At 66.9% G+C, this 22185-nt stretch carries 24 protein-coding genes and 5 pseudogenes; 18 read left to right on the top strand and 11 right to left on the bottom strand.

What is annotated here, in order from left to right:
- Positions 1–73: 73 nt before the first annotated feature.
- A pseudogene (locus tag FZ029_RS27800) lies at positions 74–244 on the top strand (SDR family oxidoreductase); the annotation flags it as partial.
- A 15-nt stretch (positions 245–259) separates the two neighbouring features.
- Here the strand turns inward: FZ029_RS27800 and FZ029_RS27795 are convergent.
- Positions 260–1984 carry a sigma-54-dependent Fis family transcriptional regulator gene (locus tag FZ029_RS27795; protein WP_149272890.1) on the bottom strand — a complete coding sequence of 575 codons (1725 nt, stop codon included), beginning with the start codon at positions 1982–1984 and terminating at the stop codon, positions 260–262.
- A 356-nt stretch (positions 1985–2340) separates the two neighbouring features.
- On the opposite strand from FZ029_RS27795, the gene FZ029_RS27790 reads away from it, so the two are divergent.
- The 5 genes and pseudogenes from FZ029_RS27790 to FZ029_RS27770 all read left to right on the top strand — a co-directional run bounded on the left by FZ029_RS27790 (position 2341) and on the right by FZ029_RS27770 (position 6030).
- Positions 2341–3330, top strand: a complete 990-nt coding sequence (locus tag FZ029_RS27790; RefSeq protein WP_149272889.1) for a LysR family transcriptional regulator — start codon at positions 2341–2343, stop codon at positions 3328–3330.
- Complete coding sequence (locus FZ029_RS27785; RefSeq protein WP_149272888.1) at positions 3327–3956, top strand: TetR/AcrR family transcriptional regulator; 630 nt, start codon at positions 3327–3329, stop codon at positions 3954–3956. The genes FZ029_RS27790 and FZ029_RS27785 overlap by 4 nt, the downstream gene beginning before the upstream one ends.
- A 181-nt stretch (positions 3957–4137) precedes the next feature.
- On the top strand, positions 4138–4737 hold the full coding sequence (wrbA, locus tag FZ029_RS27780) for an NAD(P)H:quinone oxidoreductase (RefSeq protein WP_149272887.1): 600 nt from the start codon (positions 4138–4140) through the stop codon (positions 4735–4737).
- Positions 4738–4761: 24 nt separating this feature from the next.
- Positions 4762–5226: pseudogene (locus FZ029_RS33735) on the top strand (ester cyclase).
- A 33-nt stretch (positions 5227–5259) separates the two neighbouring features.
- A complete protein-coding gene (locus tag FZ029_RS27770) occupies positions 5260–6030 on the top strand; it encodes an SDR family oxidoreductase (protein ID WP_149272886.1) in 771 nt (256 codons plus the stop codon).
- Positions 6031–6176: 146 nt separating this feature from the next.
- Here FZ029_RS27770 and FZ029_RS27765 read toward each other — a convergent pair.
- From FZ029_RS27765 to FZ029_RS33370, 3 genes and pseudogenes are all read right to left on the bottom strand, one after another.
- A pseudogene (locus tag FZ029_RS27765) lies at positions 6177–6815 on the bottom strand (IS6 family transposase); the annotation flags it as partial.
- Between the two features lie 71 nt (positions 6816–6886).
- Positions 6887–7456, bottom strand: a complete 570-nt coding sequence (locus tag FZ029_RS33375) for an AraC family transcriptional regulator (protein ID WP_211104243.1) — start codon at positions 7454–7456, stop codon at positions 6887–6889.
- Positions 7457–7503: 47 nt separating this feature from the next.
- Complete coding sequence (locus tag FZ029_RS33370) at positions 7504–8028, bottom strand: AraC family transcriptional regulator ligand-binding domain-containing protein (protein WP_211104242.1); 525 nt, start codon at positions 8026–8028, stop codon at positions 7504–7506.
- A gap of 234 nt (positions 8029–8262) precedes the next feature.
- Here FZ029_RS33370 and FZ029_RS27755 point away from each other — a divergent pair, with 234 nt between their 5' ends.
- The 8 genes and pseudogenes from FZ029_RS27755 (at position 8263) to FZ029_RS27725 (ending at position 13516) form a co-directional block, all read left to right on the top strand.
- Positions 8263–9069, top strand: a complete 807-nt coding sequence (locus FZ029_RS27755; protein WP_149272885.1) for an SDR family NAD(P)-dependent oxidoreductase — start codon at positions 8263–8265, stop codon at positions 9067–9069.
- A gap of 164 nt (positions 9070–9233) precedes the next feature.
- Positions 9234–9530: a YciI family protein gene (locus FZ029_RS27750; RefSeq protein ID WP_149272884.1), complete on the top strand. Its 297-nt coding sequence runs from the start codon at positions 9234–9236 to the stop codon at positions 9528–9530.
- Positions 9531–9563: 33 nt separating this feature from the next.
- A complete protein-coding gene (locus tag FZ029_RS27745) occupies positions 9564–10592 on the top strand; it encodes an SDR family oxidoreductase (RefSeq protein WP_247892535.1) in 1029 nt (342 codons plus the stop codon).
- 114 nt (positions 10593–10706) lie between these two features.
- A pseudogene (locus FZ029_RS33365) lies at positions 10707–10985 on the top strand (aldehyde dehydrogenase family protein); the annotation flags it as partial.
- On the top strand, positions 10986–11129 hold the full coding sequence (locus FZ029_RS33360) for an aldehyde dehydrogenase family protein (protein ID WP_211104240.1): 144 nt from the start codon (positions 10986–10988) through the stop codon (positions 11127–11129). It begins immediately after the preceding pseudogene.
- A 57-nt stretch (positions 11130–11186) separates the two neighbouring features.
- The gene (locus tag FZ029_RS27735; RefSeq protein ID WP_149272883.1) at positions 11187–11579 is read left to right on the top strand and encodes a nuclear transport factor 2 family protein; all 393 of its coding nucleotides are present in this window, start codon (positions 11187–11189) and stop codon (positions 11577–11579) included.
- A gap of 408 nt (positions 11580–11987) precedes the next feature.
- Positions 11988–12503, top strand: a complete 516-nt coding sequence (locus FZ029_RS27730; RefSeq protein ID WP_149272882.1) for a DUF2249 domain-containing protein — start codon at positions 11988–11990, stop codon at positions 12501–12503.
- Positions 12504–12613: 110 nt separating this feature from the next.
- Positions 12614–13516, top strand: a complete 903-nt coding sequence (locus FZ029_RS27725) for an SDR family oxidoreductase (RefSeq protein WP_149272881.1) — start codon at positions 12614–12616, stop codon at positions 13514–13516.
- A gap of 45 nt (positions 13517–13561) precedes the next feature.
- Here the strand turns inward: FZ029_RS27725 and FZ029_RS33190 are convergent, their stop codons facing one another.
- A complete protein-coding gene (locus FZ029_RS33190; protein ID WP_188052080.1) occupies positions 13562–13714 on the bottom strand; it encodes a hypothetical protein in 153 nt (50 codons plus the stop codon).
- A 264-nt stretch (positions 13715–13978) separates the two neighbouring features.
- Here FZ029_RS33190 and FZ029_RS27720 point away from each other — a divergent pair, with 264 nt between their 5' ends.
- From FZ029_RS27720 to FZ029_RS27705, 4 genes are all read left to right on the top strand, one after another.
- Complete coding sequence (locus FZ029_RS27720) at positions 13979–14425, top strand: hemerythrin domain-containing protein (protein ID WP_149272880.1); 447 nt, start codon at positions 13979–13981, stop codon at positions 14423–14425.
- A 100-nt stretch (positions 14426–14525) separates the two neighbouring features.
- Positions 14526–15191, top strand: coding sequence for an SCP2 sterol-binding domain-containing protein (locus FZ029_RS27715; RefSeq protein ID WP_149272879.1), 666 nt, complete (start codon positions 14526–14528; stop codon positions 15189–15191).
- Positions 15192–15197: 6 nt separating this feature from the next.
- Positions 15198–16196, top strand: a complete 999-nt coding sequence (locus FZ029_RS27710) for a peptidase U32 family protein (RefSeq protein ID WP_149272878.1) — start codon at positions 15198–15200, stop codon at positions 16194–16196.
- 27 nt (positions 16197–16223) lie between these two features.
- Positions 16224–17120 (top strand): U32 family peptidase, encoded by an 897-nt coding sequence (locus tag FZ029_RS27705; RefSeq protein ID WP_149272877.1) that lies wholly within the window; start codon positions 16224–16226, stop codon positions 17118–17120.
- Between the two features lie 200 nt (positions 17121–17320).
- Here the strand turns inward: FZ029_RS27705 and FZ029_RS27700 are convergent.
- The 6 genes and pseudogenes from FZ029_RS27700 to FZ029_RS27675 all read right to left on the bottom strand — a co-directional run.
- A pseudogene (locus FZ029_RS27700) lies at positions 17321–17464 on the bottom strand (twin-arginine translocase TatA/TatE family subunit); the annotation flags it as partial.
- A gap of 18 nt (positions 17465–17482) precedes the next feature.
- Positions 17483–18517, bottom strand: coding sequence for an FAD:protein FMN transferase (locus tag FZ029_RS27695; protein WP_149272876.1), 1035 nt, complete (start codon positions 18515–18517; stop codon positions 17483–17485).
- The gene (locus FZ029_RS27690) at positions 18517–19059 is read right to left on the bottom strand and encodes a nitrous oxide reductase accessory protein NosL (protein WP_188052079.1); all 543 of its coding nucleotides are present in this window, start codon (positions 19057–19059) and stop codon (positions 18517–18519) included. Before FZ029_RS27690 ends, FZ029_RS27695 begins: the two co-directional genes overlap by 1 nt.
- Entirely contained in the window at positions 19059–19883 is an 825-nt protein-coding gene (locus FZ029_RS27685) for an ABC transporter permease (protein ID WP_149272875.1), read from the bottom strand. Before FZ029_RS27685 ends, FZ029_RS27690 begins: the two co-directional genes overlap by 1 nt.
- Positions 19880–20806, bottom strand: coding sequence for an ABC transporter ATP-binding protein (locus FZ029_RS27680; protein WP_149272874.1), 927 nt, complete (start codon positions 20804–20806; stop codon positions 19880–19882). Before FZ029_RS27680 ends, FZ029_RS27685 begins: the two co-directional genes overlap by 4 nt.
- Positions 20803–22167, bottom strand: a complete 1365-nt coding sequence (locus FZ029_RS27675; RefSeq protein WP_149272873.1) for a nitrous oxide reductase family maturation protein NosD — start codon at positions 22165–22167, stop codon at positions 20803–20805. Before FZ029_RS27675 ends, FZ029_RS27680 begins: the two co-directional genes overlap by 4 nt.
- Between the last annotated feature and the right edge of the window lie 18 nt (positions 22168–22185).

Raw genomic sequence — 22185 nt, 5'->3', positions numbered from 1 at the left:
GTCCGCGCAATGACGCGCCACGCAAAACTCAGACGTCGGACCCTATTTTGCCAAGGCGGCACTCACCGGAGGCGTACCCTTCGCCGCCAACGCCACGGCGGCAATCCCGGCCAAGCGCGCCGCCCACCCACGGGAGGTGGCCGAAGCCGCGGTCTGGCTGTGTTCCGACCGCGCCAGCTACGTATATGGTCACATGCTGGTGGTGGATGGCGGCATGACGATCGGCGGGTTCGAGCCGGCATAGTGGAGCCGTGCCGTTCTAGAATGCGTCCCTGGCTTCGTCCTCTTCCACCCCGCGGCTCTTGCGGAACCGGTAGGCGAGCTGGGGGCGCGTCATTCCCAGTTCACGGGCGGCGGCGCTGAGGTTGCCGGATGCACGCTCGACCGCCCGTGCGATGATCTCGTTCTCGAAGGTCTCGAGCGAGAAATTGCCGTCGAGAAGCCGGTCGAGCGAGGGAGTGCCATCCGTCGCCGCCGGCTCCTCCGTCCCGCCCATCGACAGCCGGCCCGCCCGCGAAACGCTGAAGAAGCGCGGGCTGTCCTGATCGAGCGGCGAGGAGAGGTGCGACAGGTCGATCGTTCCGGCGTCGGGCGCGAGGATCACCGCGCGCTCGATCATGCTCTCCAGTTCGGCGATATTGCCGGGAAACTCGTAGGTCAGCAGGAACGCGATGGCGCTCTGGGCGACCGACCGGATCCGCTTGTCGTGGCGGCCGGCGAATTCCGTAACGAAATGCTTCAGCAGCAAAGGGATGTCCGACCGCCGTTCGCGCAGGGGCGCCAGACGAATCGGAAAGGCGCTGAGCTTGTAATAGAGGTCCTCGCGAAAGCAGCCGTCCCGCACCGCCGCCATCAGCCTTGGCGTCGATGCGGCGATCACGCGCAGCTTCACCGGGCGCGGCTGGCCGCCGCCGAGCCGCTCCACCTCGCCGGCCTGCAGCACCCGCAGAAGCTTCGCCTGCGCCCGCGCGTCGAGGCAATGAACGTCCTCCAGGAACAGGGTCCCGCCGTTGGCCCGCTCCACCCGGCCGTTGCGCGACACCGCGGCCCCGGCCAACGCCCCCTTCTCGAGCCCGAACAACTCCGCGTCCAGCGCGTCGCCGCTCGCCACCGAGCAGCTGAAATGGACGAAGGGCTGACGCGCGCGCTTGCTCAACCGGTGAAGGGCGCGTGCGCTCGACTTCTTGCCGACCCCCGCCTCGCCGACCAGCAGCACCGGCGCATCGGTCGGTGCGACCTTGCCGATCAAATCCATGGTGGAGACGAAGTTCGGCGACATGCCCAGCAGCCGGCCGTCCGACCATTCCAGCGCCGGGGCCGCCACTCCGGCCGTCCGCTCCCAATGGTCGGTGTCGCTGTTCCACGGCTCGGACAGGCACAGGCCGTTCTGCAGGTCGTCGCGGGCACCATCCTCCCAAAGCTCGGCCGGCTTGCCGACGATGCGGCATTGCGCATGGCCCATCGCCCGGCATTCGACCTCGCGGTACAGGATCGGGCGGCCCATGAAGACGCTGGTGTAGCCGGTCGCATAGCCGATGGCGCTCCAGCACACCGGTTCCTTGCTCAGGCCATGTTCCTTCAGATGCGCCTCGACCTCGATCGAGTTGCGCCAGATCCATTCCCCGGCCTGGAAGTTCGTCGCCGGATCGAAGGAATGGGCGACGGGCTCCACCACCACCATGCCTTCGATCGCGTGCAGCCGCGGCCCGGCCAGAAAGTTGGTCAGCATGTCCGATTCCGGCCGGGCGCGGCGCGCCAGCGCCCCGTCGGAACTGCCGCCGGCATGGCCCATGCGCATCAGCATCCGCTTCGCCGCCTCCTGCCCCACCGCCTCGATCAGTTCCTTGCGGAAGGCAGCGTAGGCGGAGAGATGGACGAGCAGCATACGCTCGCGTTCAAGCCAGATGCAGCCGTCTTCCGGATTGAACCGAAGCCGTGCGGACAGCGCCCCGATATCGACGCCGAGTTCAGGTTCGGTGTTCATGACGGTGAACCCGATGACGGAGCGGGATGCTCACCCTTGGCGGGCGAACGGGGGACGATGACTGCGGAGTTGAGCATGGACCCTTGTTCACCAAATCATGCAGGCCGGCGGAAACAATGTGTTCAAATGCTTACTTTGGCAACGCCCCCGTTGGGGGGCGAAAGCCCGTTCAAAGCCAGGCTCAAGCCTAACCTTTTGAAATATATGTGTTTTAAAATTTCGTTGTGCTGGTTCGATGATTGCTGGCACCCGCCCGCCCGTCGCATGCACCCTATCCTGGGACAGAGACTGCGCTCCGCACCGCGTCGAAGGACGTGACCGGCCGCCGGTTCGAACAAAAGCCCGGGAGAGGTCAGATGACACGGTTCGACGGTAGGGTAATCAGCGGCGTCGGTGTATTTGCCGCCGCTGTCGAGACAGGCAGCTTCGTCCGGACATCGGAGGTCGTCGGGTTGACGACCTCCGGGGTCAGCCGGGCGATCGGCCGGCTTGAGGAGCGACTTGGCACCCGCCTCTTTCACCGCACCCCGCAGGGAATCCGGATCACCGACGACGGCCGCCGGTTCTACGAACAGACCTTGCCCCTGCTGGAACAGCTCGCCCAATCCGCAAGCGCCGTACGCTCGCCGAACGGTGGCCTCGCCGGTACGATCCGGCTGAACGCCGATTCCGCTTCCAGCCACTTCCTTTTGCCCGTCATCCGAAGCTTCACCGAAGCCCATCCGGACGTGAACCTGCGGCTGGAGGTGCGGGAACGGCCACTGGATCCCGGTGCCGGACCATTCGATCTGGCGATGCACCTCGCCGATGCCGATTGGCCGGGGGCGGCCGGGGAGCCGCTGTTCGAGAGCGAATCGATACTCTGCGCCTCGCGCTCCTATCTGCGGGCGAAATCGGCGCCATCGACGCCGATGGAGCTGACAGGGGCGGGGCACACGCTTCTTCTCGACGAGACCAGCGAACGCCGCCGGGCACCCTGGTTCTTCAACCGCGGCACGCAGAAGGTCGCCATCGAGGCGGGCCGGCATCTGAGCTTCAACACGCCGATGATGGTGCTGATGGCGGCGGTTCAGGGCGGCGGCATCGCAAAGCTTCCACGCTTCGTGGCCGCGACCGAGCTGGAGGAAGGCCGGCTTGTCCGCATCCTGGGCGACTGGCATGCGGGCTTCGCCTGCACCTATGCGTATTGCCAGCCGGGCAGCGCCCCCAACGCCAGGACTGAGGCGCTTCTCACACATCTGAGAACGGCCAGCGACGCCTTCACCACGCGCACTCCCCCGGGAATGTTCGAGACCGGCCAAATCCCGCCCCCTGCATCCGACGTTGCACTCCGGAGCATCGGATGACCATCCGCAAGCAACTTCCTGCCGGCGATCCTCGTCCCTACCACCATGGCAAGCTGGCGGAGGCGCTGGTCGACGCGACGTTCGACATCGTCCGCGAAAAAGGGATCGAGGGGGTCTCCGTCCGTGAGGCGGCGCGCCGCGTCGACGTGTCGTCCTCCGCGCCGTTCAAGCACTTCAAGAACCGGGCCGACCTGATGCTGGCCGTCGTCGACAAGGCGGTCGAAAGCCTGCGGATCGCGGTCGAAGCCTCCTTCCTGTCCCAATCCGATCCTCTGGATTGCGTCCGCGCCGCCGGCGATGCGTATCTCGCCTGGTCATACGCCCACCCCGTCCACATGCAGATCATCACCGCGTCCTGCGCCAGCCTGCCGCGGTCTGCGGATGCCCAGCACCAGATCGACGAGATGACCGGCTACTGGTTCGCGTGGTTCGGTGCGGCGGCGTCGTCGGGGGCGCTGAGGGGCGATCCCGACCCCTCCATCGCCGCGGTCGCGAGCGGCGCCCAGCTTTATGGCCTGTCTTCGGCCTTCGCCGAGGGCCGCTGTGTTTCCCCGGCCATGGCGGCCGATCCGCTCGCAACGATGAAAAGCGCCTTCGCCCTTCACCTCGCCAATCTGCGCTCCTGAGCCCCAAACCGGCGCGGCTGACGCTTTGTCATCCGCGCGGTGACGAATTGTCGGTCGTGCGGCCACAGACGGGCCGCTTAGCATCGTGACGGTGAACGCATGCCGGCAGGACTGCCGCGGCCCCCGCGGCCCCTCTCCTGCACCGCTGCAATCCGCACCAACCGAGAAAAGGATCGCTTTCATGGTCAAGGTTCTCGTCCTCTACTACTCGTCCTACGGCCACATCGAGACGATGGCCCATGCCATTGCCGAAGGCGCGCGCGGCGCCGGCGCTGCGGTGGACGTCAAGCGCGTGCCGGAAACGGTGCCGGAAGCGGTGGCGAAGAACGCCCACTTCAAGCTCGACCAGAGCGCACCGGTCGCCACGGTGGCCGAGCTGGAGCAGTATGACGCCATCATCGTCGGCACCGGCACCCGCTTCGGCCGCATCTCTTCGCAGATGGCGGCCTTCCTCGACCAGGCCGGCGGGCTGTGGGCACGCGGCGCGCTGAACGGCAAGGTCGGTGCCGCCTTCACCTCCAGCGCCACCCAGCATGGCGGCAACGAGACCACGCTGTTCTCCATCATCACCAACCTGCTGCATTTCGGCATGGTCATCGTCGGCCTGCCCTACAGCCACCAGGGCCAGATGAGCAGCAGCGAGATCGTCGGCGGTGCGCCCTATGGCGCCACCACGATTGCCGCCGGCGACGGGTCCCGCCAACCGTCCGAGATCGACCTGGCCGGCGCCCGCCACCAAGGCGAACTCGTCGCCCGGACCGCCGCCAAACTCTTCGGCTGAAGCGAAACCACCAAGGATCCCGCGATGTCCAGCACGCCCCAGAGCAAGGCGGCGATCGCCGTCGTGCGTCGCAACACCGAAGAGGTCCAGGGCCGTGGCGACTACGCCCTGTTCGAGGAACTCTTCGCCCCCGATTACATCGACCATACGCCGCAACCGGGCGGAACGCCCGACCGGGGCGGCACGCTGCGCCTGTACAAGGCCCTGCGCGCCGCCTTCCCGGATTTCCATGCGGACATCCACTGGTAGGTCGCCGACGGCGATCTTGTCACCACCTACAAGACCTATCACGGCACCCACGAGGGGTCCTTCCTCGGCATTGCCCCCACCGGCAAGGTCATCGCCTTCGAGACGGTGGACGCCATGCGCGTGCGTGACGGCCGGATCGTCGAGCATTGGGGCGTCGCCAACCTCTACAAGCTGCTTGAACAGCTGGGCGCCCTGCCCGCAGCCGCTTCCACCACCCAGCCGGCTGGTGCGCCGGACTGATCCGGCGCCCCTTCTCTCCTCGCGAGGTCAATCATGAGCAATATTCTGAACGGCAAGGTGGTCGTGGTAACCGGCGCGTCGAGCGGCATCGGCCGGGCGATCGCGCTGCGCGCGGCCGAGCATGGTGCCCGCGCGGTGATCGTCTCCGACGTGACGGAGACGCCGCGCGAAGGCGGCGAACCGACTGCCGAAGCAATCAAGGCGTTGGGTGGAGCCGCCCGTTTCGTGAAGACCGACGTCAGCAAGCGCGCCGAGAACGACGCCCTGGTCGCGGCGGCGGAGGAGTTCGGCGGCGTCGATGTGTTCGTCGCCAACGCCGGCATCACGCTGCGGACCGACGGCGCCGAGGTGCCGGAGGAGGATTACCGGCGACTGATGGCGGTGAACCTTGACGGCGTCCTGTTCGGTGCCCAGGCGGCGGCCCGCCAGATGAAGGCCAAGGGCAAGGCCGGCAGCATCGTGCTGATGGCGAGCATGGGCGGCATCGCCGGCGCCGGGATCACGGTGGCTTATTCGACCAGCAAAGGCGGCGTGGTCCTGATGGCGAAGTCGCTGGCCGATGCGCTGGGGCCCGACGGTATCCGCGTCAACGCGGTGGCACCGGGAACCATCGACACGGTGCTGCTGCGAACGGCTCCCGGCATCGCCGAGGCGTCGGAAGGCTTCCGTCAGCGCACGCCTCTGCGCCGCCTGGGCCAGCCGGCGGAGATCGGCGACGCGGTGGCCTATCTCGGCTCCGACCTGTCCAGCTACGTCACCGGCCATGCCCTTACCGTCGATGGCGGCCTGCTCGCGGTGATCTGACCCTGCTGTCAGCGATCCAAATAGCCTTTACTCGCAAATCTCATAGAAACAAGCACTTGTCCCGGTCGCAATATCGTTAACTGGCACCGTCAACTTGTCGACAACCGGGCAGAGCGAGGGCGCGGCGGACGGCAGCGGCCTGCTGATTACGCCGCCAGCGGCGCGCCGGCGACCTCGGCCCAGACCTGGAACGCCTGGGCGCGGGCCTTCCGGTAGTCGGTGACGGGGCGGTGGTCGCGGCGGAGATGGAAGAGATTGGCGATTTGGTCGTGAATCGACAGGAAGCGCTGGACCTGGGCGGGGTCTTTGAAGCGCTTCCTCTGCCGTTCGCGCCGCCGGGTGGGTTGGTGGGAGTTCTCAGCCCCGTTGTTCAGCCCCTTGTGCTGGCGGTGCTCCCCGCCCATGGCCAGTTCCCGCTTGGCGGCGGCGTAGGATTTCAGTTTGTCGGTGATCAGCATGCGCGGTGCCTGGCCCTGCTGTTTCAGCAACCTGCGCAGCAAGCGCTTGGCCGCCTTGGTGTTGCGCCGGCTCTGGACCAGCACGTCAGGCACGAAGCCATCCTGGCCGACGGCCCGCCACAGATAGTGTTTGCGGCCGCCAATGGTCAGAACCACCTCATCGAGGTGCCATTTGTCGCCGCGCCGAGGTGCCCGCCGGCGCAACCGGGTGGCGAACTCGGGACCGAACTTCCGGGCCCATTGGCGCACCGTCTCATAGCTTACCGTGATGCCGCGGGCCGCCAGCATCTCCTCGACCATCCGCATGCTCAGCGGGAACCGGTAGTATGTGCAAAGTCAACGGATCAACGACTGAACCGAGGACAAGGCAGCGCATGAGGCATTTCTTTTGTCAGTATTTAACGCAGATGGGTTCTCTCTTCCGTGCTTTTTTCTTTCAATCCGTGTTCCATCGAAGCGCTATTACTATTCGCGCCAATACGATCCGGCAAGCTAGTACCACGTCGAACAGCTTGCGGCGTGGTTCCAGTCCATCCTCGGAAGGCACGAACAAAAGAGTTTGCGTCTTCAAATCCAAGTAAAAGCGCAATCTCAGCGCTCGACATCATTGTCTTTTGCAAATAATGCTCGGCAAGCGAGGATCGCACAGCATCAAGAGTATGCTGAAATGAGGTGCCTTCTTGTTGGAGCCTGCGCTGAAGTGTGCGCGTGCCCACTCCCAGCCGTTTCCCAACTGATTGCATCGAGACTTCACCGGCGGGTAAAGCTTCAAGCAAGGCGCTTCTGACCCGCTCGACCATGCTGGCATTTCGATCAAGATCCGCCAGCCTTTGGCGTAGCGATGGTTCGAAAAACTGCCAAAGTTTGTGGTTCTCAGTTAGGAACGGGCGATCAAAGTCGTCGGTTTTAAAGACGATTGTCGCCGCATCTGCTTCTTCAACCGGAACGCCAAAGAAATTCTTGTACAAGGCAGCATCAGCATCCGATGTATCGACAGCAGATGGCCACGTCACTTTCAGCGGGGCGATTGCTGTGCGCGTGGCAAGGCGTGCGAGTTGGACAAAAAAACGAGCTTAAAGGCAAGGAATACGTTAGGCGGTGTTTTCGTTTGATCAAGAAAATCGATCGTGAGCGTCGCGCTCGACGAAGCTCGTGCGACGTTGAACGTCATCGGTGCAATCAATCGCACATATTTCGCCATGCGTTCGACTGCGGTGCTGAGATTGGCACTGCACAAGGCGGCGAACAATTCCGGATCAAACCAGTCACTGGTCATGACCTTTGCAATGCGCAGAGGGGCAGGCAACGTAGCGTCTAGCGATCGGGCCTCATCCTCGATGGCTACCCACAGCCTGAAGAATTCCTGTGACGACAAGCGAACGTGATCACGAGCAAACAGATCGCCGGGCAGATCAGCGCGGCGCAGAACCGGGGCCGTGGCCAAGCCGGCATCCTGCATCAGCAAGCGCCAGCCCGGCCAAACGGCATAATCCCGGGAAGTTGTTGACCGACCGGACAATGCGGCGTCTGCTTTCGTCATGGCGCGATTTTATATTGCGGATCATGCCAGAACAATCGCGGATCGCGCCAATCTTGCAGGAGGTTTGCTGGCACCAAGGCTTGGCATCCAGCCACATCAAAGTGGCGCCGCGCCCCAGATTGGCGTGATTGGAATTTTCTTTGGCATGTTCCGCTAGTGAAAATAGCCGCTCTGTCCGGCATATCTGCTTTCACTCAATCCTTCTCACCGCGTTGATGCGATGGATGCAACGACATGACGAAGACTGTTCTCATTACCGGCGCGTCGTCGGGTTTCGGCTTGATGCTCGCAAATATGCTCCACAAGCAGGGCTTCAATGTCATCGGTACCAGCCGGGACCCCGCAAAGTATAGCGGAAAAGTCCCTTTCAAACTCCTCACCCTCGACATCGACGATGACGCTTCCATCCAGGCGTTTCCGGATGAACTGTTCCAACACGTCAAACAATTGGATGTCCTGGTGAACAATGCCGGTTACATGGTGACCGGTCTGGCCGAAGAGACGCCGCTCGATGTGGCGCGGAAGCAGTTCGAGACCAATTTCTGGGGAACCGTGAAGGTCACCAATGCCATCCTGCCGCATTTCCGGCGCCAGCGGTCTGGCAAGATCATCACGGTAAGCTCGATCGTTGCCCTGATCGGCCCGCCCAATCTTTCCTTCTACACGGCGTCGAAGCATGCCATTGAGGGCTATTTCAAATCGCTACGCTTCGAGCTGAACCCATTCAACGTCAAGGTCAGCATGGTAGAACCGGTTTGGTTCAAGACAAACCTTGGTGCCAATGCGGTAAAGGCGACGACTGGGGCGATCAGCGACTACGACAGCTATCGCCGCAAAACCGATGCAGCGACGCAGAAGGGGATCGACGATGCGGAAAGCCCTGATGCCGTCGTAAAGAAGATTGCTCAGCTCATCGATGCCAAGGACCCCAAATTCAGCAACCCGGTGGGCAAGATGACCGGCATGTTCCTCTTCCTGCAAAACTATGCCCCAAAAATGTTCGAGGGGGCGATCCTCAAAAGCGTAGCAAACGCGATCTAGCGGTAACGAGACCTTCGAAGGAGAAGCCGGTGTTCTTCCTGTCTCGCTTCTCGGGCACATCGATGGTCTATCCAGCTTTTGTCAATTTCTTGCACAGCTTCGTGCGCATCCTGCTGCGGATGGGGTGAGATGCTCTCCATTCCCGATCACCAAGGAGTGCTCCCATGAAAGCCTATCTGACCAAGTGGGTTCCGCCGCGTGCGGATTTCCTTCAGACCATCACCGATGAGGAAAAGGCGCTGTTCCAGCAGCATGGCGACTGGCAAACCGAACTGCGCAAGACCCGCCAGATCGTCGCGCACGGACCCGTCGCCGACCCCGCCGGACCTTATGGCGTTGCGCTGTGGGAGATCGAGGACGATGCCGACATCGCGGCGCTGACCGCGCAGGACCCGATCGTGAAGGCGGGGGTGGGGCATTACGAGCACTTCCCGATGATGCAGCTGCTTACGCGCGACTGACGCGCCGAGGAGCAATTTCCGAAAGGACCGACCATGACTGCGGTTTTCATCCCCCCGCATGCCGATGACGGCGACGGGAAATGCGATCTCGTGTCCGCGATCCTGTCACGACGCGGACTGCTCGGCGTCACCGCGGCGTCCGCTGCCGTCATTGGCTTAGGGCTCGCACCATCGACGGTACGCGCCGCCAACACGACCGTCCGCTATGTCCAGACGCCGCCGACTTCACCGCCGAAGTCGACAAGCTCCTCGCCGAAGCCTGATCCCCCAGACACAAGGTTCATCATCATGACTGTCGCTCTCATCACCGGCGCCTCCAGCGGCATCGGAAACCTCTACGCGCGCCGGCTCGCCGCGCGCGGCCATGACCTTGTCCTTGTCGCGCGCGATGCCAGCCGCCTCGCCGCGCTCGCGGAGGAGCTGCGGTCCGCGCACGGCACCACGGTCGAGGTGCTGGCTGCCGACCTGACCGATACGGCACAGCTGGACGCGGTGCAGGATCGCCTTGCGAGCGGCATGCCGGTCGACATCCTCGTCAACAACGCCGGCATGGCGGTGCTCGGCGGCTTCGCGGCGGCCCCGCGCGCAAAGCTGGCGCAGATGCTCGATCTGAACGTGCTGGCGCCCACCTTCCTGGCGCATGCGGCGCTGCCCGGCATGGTCGCACGCGGCGGCGGTGCGATCGTCAACGTCGCTTCGGTGCTGGCGCTCCTGCCCGAATACGCGCCCGGCGCCTATGCCGCGACCAAGTCGTTCATGCTGACGCTGTCTCAGAGCCTGCACGCCGAATTCGCCGACAAGGGCATCTACGTCCAGGCGGTCCTGCCTGCCGCCACCCGCACCGAGATCTACGGTCGCGCCGGGGGCGACATCAGCAAGATCAACGGCGTGATGGAGGTCGAGGATCTGGTCGATGCCGCGCTGATCGGGTTCGACCGCAAGGAACTCGTCACCATTCCGCCGGTGCCGGACGTCGCTGCCTGGGATGCCTTCGAACAGGCGCGCGCCACGCTCGCCGCGGGCTTCGGCAATGCCGAGCCAGCCTCCCGCTACCGCGGCTGACCCCCTTACCCGACACGGGAGACCATCATGGCCTATCGTACCGTCAACCCGTACACCGAACAGACGGTCAGGGAGTTCGACGACCATTCGGATGCCTAGGTCGGTGCGCGCGCCGCCGAGATGCTGAAGACGTCGACGCTGGAACTGGGCGGCAGCGATGTGTTTGTCGTGCTCGACGATGCCAATCCGGCCAAGGCGGTCGAAGGCGGCATCTTCGCGCGGCTCGGCAACGCCGGTCAGATCCGCACCGGGGCAAAACGGTTCATCGTCCAGCGCGGGATCGCCGACGCCTTCACTCAGGCCTTCGTAGGCGCCATGCAGGGCGCAGCCATGGGCGATCCGCTCGACGCGACCACGCTGCACGGCCCGCTCGCCTCGCAGATCGAGACGTGAATGGTCTTCATCAACACACCGACCACCTCGCGCCCCGAACTCCCGTTCGGCGGCATCAAACGGTCCGGCTACGGCCGCGAGCTGGGAGATGTCGGGATCAAGGAATTCGTCAACCGCAAGCTGGTCGTCGTCGCCAACGGCTGACGTCCGGAATGGAACGGCGCCGAGCCGCTCCAGACCTGCAACAGGAGGAACACCACCATGACCGATCAAGTGCAAGCCACAATCACCGAATGGCTCCGCGTCGTGACGACCCGCGACTGGGACGCGCTGCCGGCGCTGCTCACCGACGACGTGACCTATCACAACCCGGCGCAGGCCGAGCCGTTGCGCGGGACGGATGCGCTGGTCGGCACGTTGCGCCTGGTGTTCGGAATCTTCGAGGATTTCGAATACACTCGCCGGTTCGGCGGGGATGAGGGCCATGCGCTGGAATTCCGTGGCCGCGTCGCCGACGCGCCGTTCACTGGCATCGACCTGCTACGCTTCGACGGCGCGGGCCGGATCGTCGATCTGGTCGTCATGATCCGCCCGATCGGCGCGGTCATGAAACTGGGCGAGGAAGTCGCCCGCCGGATGTCGCACAAACAGTAAAGGTGCGAACCAATGAGTGATCTGGCGATTGTCGCCAGCGTGATGCATTGAGGCGAGCGGGAACGGCCTCCGCGCTGAACCAGATGGTCAAACTGCCGCGCTGACGTAGGCCAGCCTCATAGGTCGCCCAATTCGTTACGCGGTACCGGGCACGAGGAAACTGATGGCGATGCCCAGCGTGGTGTTTAAACAACATCGGGCGGCGATCGTGGCGGGCATCAATAGGGACCAACGTCTACGCCGAGCCGTAGTCCCCCGCCAATCCCCCATCCATGCACCACGCTGGCGGCCGGCTGAGCGCCCCCTACCCTCTCCGGCGTTTGTGCTGGAGCAAAGAAGGGGGCGGCGATCCGGGGTACAGGGGGGCATGGCGATCCTGCCGCTCCCCCACAGACCAGACGGACGACGATGCCGACCACCAACTCCCACGCCACTGCCCAGGCCGAACCGGTTCTCGATCTCCGCGCCATCCCGCCCTATCAGCGCCACCAGCTGATCTTCCAGTCGGTACAGGATCTGACGCCCGGCGACGGCTTCTCGCTGGTCAACGACCATGACCCGCGTCCGCTGCACCACCAGTTGCTGAGCCTGTTCGGCGCCGGTTTCTCCTGGGAGTATCTGCAGCAGGGTCCCGAGGTCTGGCAGGTCCGCATCGCCCGGCCCGAGGGTGCGGCGGCGACCAGCTTGCGCGTGCGCATCGACCGTAACGGCGACGTGGCGATCGGTGCGGCCGATGCGCGGCTGGGGCCGGACGGCAGCGGCGCCTCGGTCTGCGAGGTGACGGATGTTCCGCCGGGCACGCTGGAGGCCGACGTGCTGTCGCTGCTGCAGGGCGTGATCCCGCCGGCCGGCGTGGTCAGCATCGCGTACGAGCGGCTGCTGGCCCGGCGCAACGGGTCCTGCTGTGGCGGCATGTGCGGCTGAGGACCCCGTTTGGCCGATGGTCAGGGTTGCGGCAACCATTCCTGTCCCGACCGGTTCTGTGTGGGGCGCTTCACCGCGTCGCACACAGAGTGCCGACTCAGGAGACAGGTATGGACCGCAAGGACGACACCGTCACGCCGCAGGACCCCCGCAACAAATACCCGCGCCCGCCCTTCAAGGGCCAGTCGCAGCCCTGGCCGGGACTGGCCCGCGACATGGACCCGCCGCCCGACCATGGCGAGACCAGCTACAAGGGCTCCGGCCGGCTGGCCGGGCGCAAGGCGCTGATCACCGGCGGCGATTCCGGCATGGGCCGGGCCGCCGCCATCGCCTATGCCCGCGAGGGCGCCGACGTCGCCATCAACTATTTCCCGACCGAGGAGCCGGACGCCCGTGAGGTCGTCGCGCTGATCGAGAAGGCCGGCCGCAAGGCGGTGGCGATCCCCGGCGACCTGCGCGACGAGGGCTTCTGCCGAAAGCTGGTGGCCGATGCGGTCGCGGGCCTGGGCGGGCTGGACATCGTCGTCTGCAACGCGGCGCGGCAGCAGGCGTTCCCATCGATCCTCGACATCAGCAGCGAGGAATTCGACGCGACGATGAAGACCAACATCTACGCCCCCTTCTGGATCATCAAGGCCGCCCTGCCCCACCTGAAGCCGGGGTCGGTCATCATCGGCACCACGTCGGAACAGGCCTACGACCCGACGCCGGATTTGTACGCCTATGCCCAGACCAAGGCGGCGACGATGAACTACGTCAAGTCGCTGGCCAAGCAGCTGGCCGAAAAGGGCATCCGCGTCAACGGCGTGGCGCCCGGCCCGATCTGGACCCCCCTGCAGGTCAGCGGCGGCGCCAGCCAGGAGAAGCTGAAGCAGTTCGGTGGCCAGACGCCGTTCGGCCGTCCGGGGCAGCCGGCGGAGCTTGCCGGCATCTATGTCCAGCTTGCCGCGGAGGATGCCAGCTTCACCACCGGCCATGTCTATGGCGCGGCGGGCGGCAGCGGCCAGCCGTAAGGGGATCGGGCTGCGGGCGGCGGGGCCAATTCGCGAAAGCGGGACTCACCCCATGATGTCCTCGGCGGACCGCCTGCGGTTGGACGGGACGGTCATTGCTCCGGCGATGTCCGGCGTCAGGTTGAAACAGAGATCGCACCCGACCAGCAGGCCCAGGCTGAAGATCGACGTGGCGGCGGTGATGCAGAGGATGGTCATGGGATCGCTCCGTCCGGCGAGGGTCTGCGCCGTCCATCCGACCGGGGGTGGTTCGCGGCGTTGGAGCGATCCTGGGGGTATCCGGAGTCCGGCGCTGTGAGTGGGCCCACAGTCGGCACCTCGTGACGCCGGCGTTGTGGGCCAATTACTGACGGAAGCGCGAATAGGAGTTGTTTGCGGTGGCGCAACGATCCCGCAGCCGCCGGCCGGCATGCTGGCTTCAACACCGCCCAATCAAGGGCGGCACAGGTTGGAGACAGCATCATGTCCAAAGTCACCGTCAGCACCGCGCTCTACCGCGACCACCATGCCGGCGTCGGCCAGCTGGTCGGGCGCATCGAGGCGCTGCTCGCCTCGCGCACCGTGGAGGCGGACCCGGCGGCGCTGATCGCCACGGTTCGGGAGCTGTTCGGCACCTTCGCCGTCCATCTGTCGCTGGAGGACAGCGCGCTCTATCCCCGGCTGCTGGCCCATCCGGACGCAACGCTGCGCAGCACGGCGGCGCGGTTCCAGGCGGAAATGGGCAATCTGCGGGGGCGGTTCGACCAATACCGCACGCGCTGGCCCGGCCCGGTCGCCGTCGCCAAGGACCCCGCCGCCTTCATCCGCGAGACGCGCGAGGTGGTCGCCGCGCTGAAACACCGTATCGGCCGCGAGGACCGCGAGCTGTACGACCTGATCGACCGTGCCGGGCTGGCCAGTGCGGCCTGACGGCGGATCTTTCAAGCTTGAACTTGACCGAGGTCAATGACGTCAGGCGGTTACCGGCTTTCATGGGCGGCGGAATGACCGATGAGGAGGGAAGCCGCCCATGCGCGATCCCGATGTCGCCCCGAATGTTTCCGACGAACGCGCCCGCCGGTTCGAGACCGGGTTGAGCAGGGCCGGGCTGGGGCTGGTGCCCAAGCTCGGGCGGCGGGCCAGCGACGCGCTGCTCGCCCGGCTGCTGCGGCTGCTGGCCGAGCGGCATCCGCGCGCCTTCGATGCGCTGCGCGAGATGGCCGATGCCCGCGTGCTGATCGAGCCGGTGGATGCGCCGGTCGCCCTGCTGATGCGCGTCGGACCGGAGCTGTCGCTGCATGCCCTGGCGCGTGGGGCGGACGGTGCGGGTGAGGCTGCCGACGCGATGGCCGATGCGGTAATCCGGGGGCCTTACGCCCGGCTGCTCGACCTGCTGGAGGGGCGGATCGACGGCGATGCGCTGTTCTTCCGGCGCGAGCTGAGCATTTCCGGCGACACCGCGCTGATCCTGGCATTGCGCAACACGCTGGATGGCGAGGAGGAGATGGATTTGGTGGCCGATGCCGCCTCCATCGCCGGGCCGCTGGCCCGCGCCCTGCCGGTGCTGCGGCGCAATGCCGGGCCGGTGCTGGACCGGATCGAGGCGGCGCGCCGGCTGCTGCCGCCGCCGCTGCGGCGGGGGATCGAGCGGGTGGAGGCGCGACTGACCGGGGTGCTGCCCGGCACGGGGGCTTAGGGAATCATGGACAATTTCGAGCTGATCTGCCCGGCGGGGACGCCGGCCGCCTTGCGCGCCGCCGTCGATGCCGGGGCCGATGCCGTCTATCTCGGCTTCCGCGACGAAACCAACGCCCGCAATTTTCCGGGGCTGAACTTCACCCGGCAGGATGTCGCCGACGCGGTTGATTACGCCCATGCGCGCCGCGTCGAGGTCTATGTCGCCATCAACACCTACCCGCAGGCCGGCAATCTCGGCCCCTGGCAAAAGGCGGTGGACGATGCGGCGCGGCTGAAGGTGGATGCGGTGATCCTGGCCGATCCGGGGTTGCTGGCCTATGCCGCCAAGCGGCATCCCGACCTGCGGCTGCACCTGTCGGTCCAGGCCTCCGCCGCCAATGTCGAGGCGATCCGGCTGTACCGCGATGCCTTCGGCGTGCGGCGCGTCGTGCTGCCGCGCGTGCTGACGGTGCCGGAAATCGCCAAGCTGAACGCCGAGATCGACATCGAGACCGAGGTGTTCGTCTTCGGCGGACTCTGCCCGATGGCGGAGGGGCGCTGTTCGCTCTCCTCCTACGCCACCGGCCTGTCGCCCAACAAGCAGGGCGTCTGTTCGCCGGCCAACCATGTCCGCTATGAACAGCGGGGCGGCGCGCTGGCCTCCACGCTGGGCGGCTTCACCATCAACGTGTTCGGCGAGGGCGAGCAGGCCGGCTATCCGACGCTGTGCAAGGGCCGCTTCGTCGCCGGTACCAGCGCCGGGGAGGGGCCGGCCTATCTCTTCGAGGAGCCGACCAGCCTGAACGCGATGGACCTGCTGCCGGAGCTGAAGGCGGCCGGCGTGCGGGCGCTGAAGATCGAGGGGCGGCAGCGCGGCAAGGCCTATATCGCCGCGGTCGTGCGTGCCTATCGCGAGGCGCTGGAGAGTTTCGCCGCCGGGCGGCCGGTGTCGCACATCGATCTGCAGGCGATGGTCGAGGGCGGGACCCAGACCACCGGCGCCTATACCCGCGCCTGGCGTTGAGCCGCTGGCGGTAAGGAGTTTCAGGGAATGACTGCGTCACTCACTTTGGGGCCGGTGCTGTTCAACTGGCCGGTCGACCGCTGGCGCGACTTCTACGCCCGCATCGCCGACGAGGCGCCGGTGGACACGGTGATCGTCGGCGAGATCGTCTGCTTCAAGCGGGCGCCCTTCTTCGCCGAAGCGATGGGGGATGTGATCGAGCGGCTGAGCGCCGCCGGCAAGACGGTGTGGCTCGCCAGCCCGATCCTGGTCGGCAGCGAGCGCGAACGGGCGGCGATGCGCGATCTGGTGGAGTCCGATGCCGCGCTTATCGAGGCGAACGACATGGGGGCGCTGGCGCTGCTGGCCGGGCGGCCCCATGCGGTCGGGCCGACGATCAACGTCTACAACGAGGCGACACTGGGCTGGATGGCCGGGCGCGGCGCGGTGGCGGTGTCGCTGCCGGCGGAACTGCCGGCGGCCACCGTCGCAGTGCTGGCCAAGGCCGGGCGGGAACTGGGGGTGGAGACCGAGGTGCAGGTCTGGGGGCGGGCGCCGCTCGCCATTTCGGCCCGCTGCTATCACGCGCGCGCCCACGGGCTGCACAAGGACGGCTGCCAGTTCGTCTGCGGCAACGACCCGGACGGCATGCCGGTGACGACGATGGACGGGCAACCCTTCCTGACCGTCAACGGGACGCAGACGATGTCGCACGGCTGCCTGTGCCTGGCGGCGGAGATGAATGAGCTTGTGGCGATGGGGGTGGACCGCTTCCGCCTGTCGCCGCATGCGATGGACATGGTGCGCGTCGCCGAGGCGTTCCGCGCGGTGCTGGACGGCCGGCGCGACGGGGCGGAGGTCGCCGCCGAGCTGGGCGGGCTGATCGACGCGCCGCTGGTGAACGGGTTCTACCACGATACCGCGGGGGCGCTGCGGGTGGCGTGAGGGGGATGAGCGGGGGTGCTTAGGCGGGTGCCCCCTCCCCATCCCTCCCCCGCCTTCGGCGGTGGAGGGGGTAGGATGTTTGTCGGCGTGACTTATCTGCCAAAGCGACGGCCGTCCCCTCTCCCACCGAAGGTGGGGGAGGGTTAGGGAGGGGGCACCCGTCGCATACGCTCAAGCCATCACGCGATCGGCTTGCGATCCTCGTCCTCGTCCTTCAGGCCGGCCTTGAAGCTCTTGATGCCCTTGGCGAAGTCGCCCATCACGGACGGCAGTTTGCCGGCGCCGAACAGCAGGAGGACGACCAGCAGCACGATGGCCCAGTGGAACAGGCTGAAGCTTCCCATGACGATGATCCGATCTCTTTAAGCCGGCAGCCGCAGAATGCGGCCGTCGGGATGGGTGAAGCGGGCGGTGACGCCGGGATAGGCGGCCAGGATGGCCGGAACCCGATCCGCCGGCACCACCGACAGCGCGGTCGACAGGGCGTCGGCCGTGGTGGCGTCCGGTGCCTGCACGGTAACCGCCAGCCAATGGGCGGCGCAAGTGCCGCTCGCGGGGTCGAACAGGTGGGTGAAACGCCCCGCCGCGTCGAAACGGGTGCCGTAGCCGCCAGAGGTCGCCATCGCGCCGTCGGTCAGCTCGACCGTGGCGGTGGTGCGGTCCGGGTTGCCGGGATCGGCCAGACCGACGGTCCAGGGACGGCCGGAGGGGTGGTGGCCGAGAGCGCGCAACTCGCCCATGTCGACCAGCACATGCTCCATGCCCTCCGCCTTCAGCCGTTCGGTGACGCGGTCGGTGATGTAGCCCTGGGCGATGCCGTTCAGCGTCACCGCCATGCCGGCGGCGGCGAAGGCGATGCGGTCGGGCTCCACCCGCAGGGCATGGACATCGACCAGAGCGCGGGCGGCGCGGACGGCACCCGCCGGCGGGCCGGCGGGGTCGGCGTCGGGGCGGGCGAAATGGCCGGCATAAAGTTGCCACAGCGGCTGCACCGTGGGGTCGAAGGCGCCGCCGGTGTGGTGCGCGGCGGCGGCAGCCTCCGACAGCAGTCGCACGAGGTCGGCGGGGGGCGAGTCCAGCACGCCGTCGCGGTTGAGGCGGCGGAGCGCGGAGTCGGCGCGGTAGAGGCTGAAGACACGCTCCAGACGGGCGACTTCCTCCAGGCTCAGCGCGATCAGGCGGTCGGCTTCGGCCGGGTCGGGGTGGGCGATGCTCAGGCTGGCGTCGGCACCCAGCGCCACGCCGCGCCAGACGCGGACGGGAACGCCGCCGGGAACATTGCCGGGAATGGTTTCGGCGCGCAGCAGGCGGTGCGGCAGCAGCGACAGGCCGGCGGCGACGGCGCCGATGGCGAGGAAGCGGCGGCGGGTGAGAGGGCGGGTGACGGCGGTCTGCATCAATGCTCTCCCTCGGCCATGGTGGCGGCGGGCGGGGCAAGGATCTGGTCCTCCGGCACGTCGGCGAAGCGCAGGACCTTGCCGCCGTTGGCCTGGGCGAAGCGCTCGGCCGCCGATTTGTCGGAGAAGGGATAAGGTTCGGCGTCGCCCATGCCGCCGCGGAGCTTGCTGCCGAGGACGTACCAGGCCTGGCGCGCTTCGACCCAGGCGGTCATGTCGGGGGCGGCGGGATCGGTCGCCTTGGCCACGTCGGTGACGTAGATCGCGCTGATCTCCTTCGGCTCCTCCGGCAGCATGGTGAAGGCGAAGGTGTCGCGGACGGAGGACAGCCAGATCGGCCGCGCTTCCCCCTTCACCAGGATCTGGCCCTTGGGACCGGGATGGTCGGCGAGGTTCATGCCGCAGTAATGGCCGACGGCGTCGGCGGTCAGGGTGACAGGCGGCGGCGGAGCGATCTCCGCCTTCTCCTGCTTGCAGGCGGCGAGCGGCAGCAGCAGGACGGCGGCGAGAAGGACGGTCCGCAGGGGGGAGGTGGTGCGCATCAGATCTGCTTCCTCGAAAAGAGGGCGGCGGCCAGCGCCAGCGGGGCGGCGATCCAGCCGGCCATCACCGCCAGCAGAAGCGGGACCGACAGCTGGACATGGGCGGCGAGGCCGGCGGTGCCGGCGAAGGCGCTGACGCCCTTGAAGCCGGTCAGGTTGAACAGGCGGTAGGCGTCGGCCGGGTTGGCGAGCAGCAGCCAGTTCAGCGTCTCCACCCCCAGGCCGCTGCCGCTGGCGAGGATGCCCAGCAGGGCCATGTCGTAGAGCAGGACGAAGCCCAGCCACACCGCCACGGCGATGCCGGCCGCGGTGCCGCGGTCGCGCACGATGGTGGAGGCGAGATAGCCGAGTGCGGTGAAGGCGGCGCCCAGCATGACGCTGGACCCGATCATCGCGGCGAAGGCGCGCCAGCTGTCATGCCCGATGGCGGTGTTGCCCATGGCGAGCGCGACGCCGGCCGCGCCATAGCCGACCACGGTCGCCAGCGCGATCACCGCGGCATGGCCGAGGAACTTGCCGAGCAGCAGCTGCCAGCGCGCCACCGGGTAGGACAGCAGCAGGGTCATGGTGCCGCGGTCGATCTCCCCCACCACGGCGTCGAAGGACAGCAGCAGGGCGATCAGCGGCAGGAGGAAGATGGTCAGGCTCGACAGGCTGACGATGGTGACCTCCACCGGGCCGACACCGACCGTGCCGGTGGGGACGGATCCGAGGAAGCTCAGCGTCAGCGCCAGCGCGGCCATCAGCAGGGTGGTGGCGACGACCCAGCGGTTGCGCGTCGCCTCGCGCAGTTCCTTGCCGGCGACGATCAGAAGCGTGTTCATTCGGCGGCCTCCCGGCGCAGGAAATGGGCGTACATCTCGTCCAGGCTGGGCTGGACGATCTCGATGTCATCGACGGCGAGGCCGTTGCAGGAGATGCGGCGCACCAGGGCGATCTTGTCGTCGTTGGCGCAGGCCAGTTCCACCACCCCGCCGGCCAGACGGGTCAGGGCGGCGTCCTGCCCTACCCTGCTCGCCAGCGTGTCGATCTCGCCGGTCGGCAGGGTCAGGCGGATGCGCACCGGCAATTGGGCGAGGCTGCGCAGGGTGGCGAGCGAGCCGTCGGCCACCTTGCGGCCGCGGTTCATCACCACGACGCGGTCGGCCTGCCCTTCCAGCTCGGTCAGGGCGTGGCTGCACAGCAGGATGGTGGTTCCGCGGTCGCGCAGCTCGGCGACGATGGCGTAGAAGCTCTGGCGCAGGGCGGGGTCGAGGCCGGTGGTCGGCTCGTCGAGGAACAGCAGCTTCGGGCCGCCGAGCAGGGACTGGGCCAAGGCCAGACGCTGGCGCATGCCCTTGGAGTAGGTCGAGACGCGGCGCTTGATCGCGGCGGCTTCCAGCCCGACCTTTTCGAACAGCGCGTCGTTGTCGCGGCGCGATGCGCCCTTCAGCCGGGCGTAGAAGTCCAGCGTCTCCCGTCCGGTCATGTTGGGGTGGAAGGCGACGTTTTCCGGCAGGAAGCCGATCTGGCGGCGGATGTGGGAGCAGGCGGCGCTGGCCGGGTCGCCGCCCAGCACGCGGATGCGGCCGGCCGTCGGGGTGGTCAGGCCGAGCATCAGCTTGATGAGGGAGCTTTTGCCGGCGCCGTTGTGGCCGACCATGGCCACGCATTCGCCGGGCGCCAGCGTCAGGTCCACGCCGCGCACCGCCTCGGTCTCGCCATAGCGCTTGGTGACGCTCTGCACCTCTGCGGTGAAGTCGGTCATGGCTGTTTCCTTTCGGCGGTTTGTACGGGAGCGGGCATGGGGGGCGGCGCCATCAGCGGGGCGCTGTCGATCACGCCGCCGGGGTGCAGGGCCGGGAACTGCTTCTGCGCCCAGCGGATCACCTGGACGCCGGGGCTGTTCATCAGCAGCTTGGCCGCCGGATATTCCCACATCACCCGGTCGACCACGTCGTTGGGGCGATAGGGCTCGTCGGAGATGCCGTCGCCGTTCAGGTCGAAGGCGGCATTGTCGGACCAGAAGTTGCCGCGCCCATCCTCCGACCAGTCGAGATAGCGGGTGCCGACATACTTGACCTGGGTGCGGTTGCCGATGAAGGCGTTGCCGGTCAGGCTGTTGCGCTCCGACCCGGCGGTGAAATGGACGCCGATCTCGCAGCCCTCGAACCGGTTGCCGGTGAAGCGGTTCTTGTTGGCGTTGTAGATGAAGACGCATTTCCAGGTGCCGCTGCGCAGACGGTCGCTCATCGCCTCGCTGTCGCGGGGGATGTCGGTGTCGGGCAGCGCCTCGCCGCTGTCGGACACGGCACCGGCGAAGCTGCCCTCGATCAGATTGCCTTCGATGCGCGAGCCGTTGGCGCTGTTCAGCATCAGCCCATGTTCGCGATCGGCCTTGGAGCGGTTGTTGCGGATCAGCAGGTTGTTGGAGAACATCACCGCATAGCCGACATTGTTCGCGATGGAGACGTTGTCGGTCAGCTCGGAATCGTTGGTGTACATGTAGTGGACGGCGAACCGGACATGTTCGAACCGGTTGCCGGAGAAGACGTTCTTGCGGGACGAGGTGGTGAACAGCCCGTCGCGCCCCTCGCGCACGCTGTTGTCGAGCACGCGGGTGCCCGGCGCGTTCCACAGCTGGATGCCGTTGCCGCGTTCCGACACGCGCAGGTCGGTGCGGCCGACGATGTCGTTGCGGCGGATCAGGCTGTCGGCGGCGCCCCAGATGTAGACGCCGATCAGGTTGTCGCGCAGCCGGTTGTGTTCGACCACGGCGCCGCGCGCCTCCTTGCCCAGGAAGATGCCGGAATTCTGGTCGATCAGGCTGAGGCCGGAATTGCGGATCTCCAGGTTCCGCACGGTGACGTTGGGGGCGAGCACGGTGAGCGTGCTGTCCTTGCCGTTGCCATCGATGACCGCCCCCGGTTCGCCGGTCAGGGTGACCGGGGTGCGGACGGTCAGCGGGCCGGGATGCACGCCGGCGGCCAGCACCAGCGTGTCCCCCGGCGCCGCCGAGGCCAGCGCCGCCGCCAGTTCGCCGGGGGCGACCGTCGCCGTGGCGGCGAATGCCGGGGCGGTTGCCAGGACGAGGGTGGCGGCGAGGACTGTCGCGGTGCGGAGGAGCATGAGGGTGTCCTAGTGGGG

This window comes from Azospirillum sp. Sh1, from assembly GCF_008365135.1.
In the GTDB taxonomy this organism is placed as follows: domain Bacteria; phylum Pseudomonadota; class Alphaproteobacteria; order Azospirillales; family Azospirillaceae; genus Azospirillum; species Azospirillum oryzae.
This window is presented reverse-complemented; position numbering and strand designations above follow the sequence as displayed.

Coding starts and splice junctions, on each gene's coding strand:
- FZ029_RS27795 (WP_149272890.1), bottom strand. CDS start 1,984: ATGAACACCGAACCTGAACTCGGCGTCGATATCGGGGCGCTGTCCGCA.
- FZ029_RS27790 (WP_149272889.1), top strand. CDS start 2,341: ATGACACGGTTCGACGGTAGGGTAATCAGCGGCGTCGGTGTATTTGCC.
- FZ029_RS27785 (WP_149272888.1), top strand. CDS start 3,327: ATGACCATCCGCAAGCAACTTCCTGCCGGCGATCCTCGTCCCTACCAC.
- wrbA (WP_149272887.1), top strand. CDS start 4,138: ATGGTCAAGGTTCTCGTCCTCTACTACTCGTCCTACGGCCACATCGAG.
- FZ029_RS27770 (WP_149272886.1), top strand. CDS start 5,260: ATGAGCAATATTCTGAACGGCAAGGTGGTCGTGGTAACCGGCGCGTCG.
- FZ029_RS33370 (WP_211104242.1), bottom strand. CDS start 8,028: ATGACGAAAGCAGACGCCGCATTGTCCGGTCGGTCAACAACTTCCCGG.
- FZ029_RS27755 (WP_149272885.1), top strand. CDS start 8,263: ATGACGAAGACTGTTCTCATTACCGGCGCGTCGTCGGGTTTCGGCTTG.
- FZ029_RS27750 (WP_149272884.1), top strand. CDS start 9,234: ATGAAAGCCTATCTGACCAAGTGGGTTCCGCCGCGTGCGGATTTCCTT.
- FZ029_RS27745 (WP_247892535.1), top strand. CDS start 9,564: ATGACTGCGGTTTTCATCCCCCCGCATGCCGATGACGGCGACGGGAAA.
- FZ029_RS33360 (WP_211104240.1), top strand. CDS start 10,986: ATGGTCTTCATCAACACACCGACCACCTCGCGCCCCGAACTCCCGTTC.
- FZ029_RS27735 (WP_149272883.1), top strand. CDS start 11,187: ATGACCGATCAAGTGCAAGCCACAATCACCGAATGGCTCCGCGTCGTG.
- FZ029_RS27730 (WP_149272882.1), top strand. CDS start 11,988: ATGCCGACCACCAACTCCCACGCCACTGCCCAGGCCGAACCGGTTCTC.
- FZ029_RS27725 (WP_149272881.1), top strand. CDS start 12,614: ATGGACCGCAAGGACGACACCGTCACGCCGCAGGACCCCCGCAACAAA.
- FZ029_RS33190 (WP_188052080.1), bottom strand. CDS start 13,714: ATGACCATCCTCTGCATCACCGCCGCCACGTCGATCTTCAGCCTGGGC.
- FZ029_RS27720 (WP_149272880.1), top strand. CDS start 13,979: ATGTCCAAAGTCACCGTCAGCACCGCGCTCTACCGCGACCACCATGCC.
- FZ029_RS27715 (WP_149272879.1), top strand. CDS start 14,526: ATGCGCGATCCCGATGTCGCCCCGAATGTTTCCGACGAACGCGCCCGC.
- FZ029_RS27710 (WP_149272878.1), top strand. CDS start 15,198: ATGGACAATTTCGAGCTGATCTGCCCGGCGGGGACGCCGGCCGCCTTG.
- FZ029_RS27705 (WP_149272877.1), top strand. CDS start 16,224: ATGACTGCGTCACTCACTTTGGGGCCGGTGCTGTTCAACTGGCCGGTC.
- FZ029_RS27695 (WP_149272876.1), bottom strand. CDS start 18,517: ATGCAGACCGCCGTCACCCGCCCTCTCACCCGCCGCCGCTTCCTCGCC.
- FZ029_RS27690 (WP_188052079.1), bottom strand. CDS start 19,059: ATGCGCACCACCTCCCCCCTGCGGACCGTCCTTCTCGCCGCCGTCCTG.
- FZ029_RS27685 (WP_149272875.1), bottom strand. CDS start 19,883: ATGAACACGCTTCTGATCGTCGCCGGCAAGGAACTGCGCGAGGCGACG.
- FZ029_RS27680 (WP_149272874.1), bottom strand. CDS start 20,806: ATGACCGACTTCACCGCAGAGGTGCAGAGCGTCACCAAGCGCTATGGC.
- FZ029_RS27675 (WP_149272873.1), bottom strand. CDS start 22,167: ATGCTCCTCCGCACCGCGACAGTCCTCGCCGCCACCCTCGTCCTGGCA.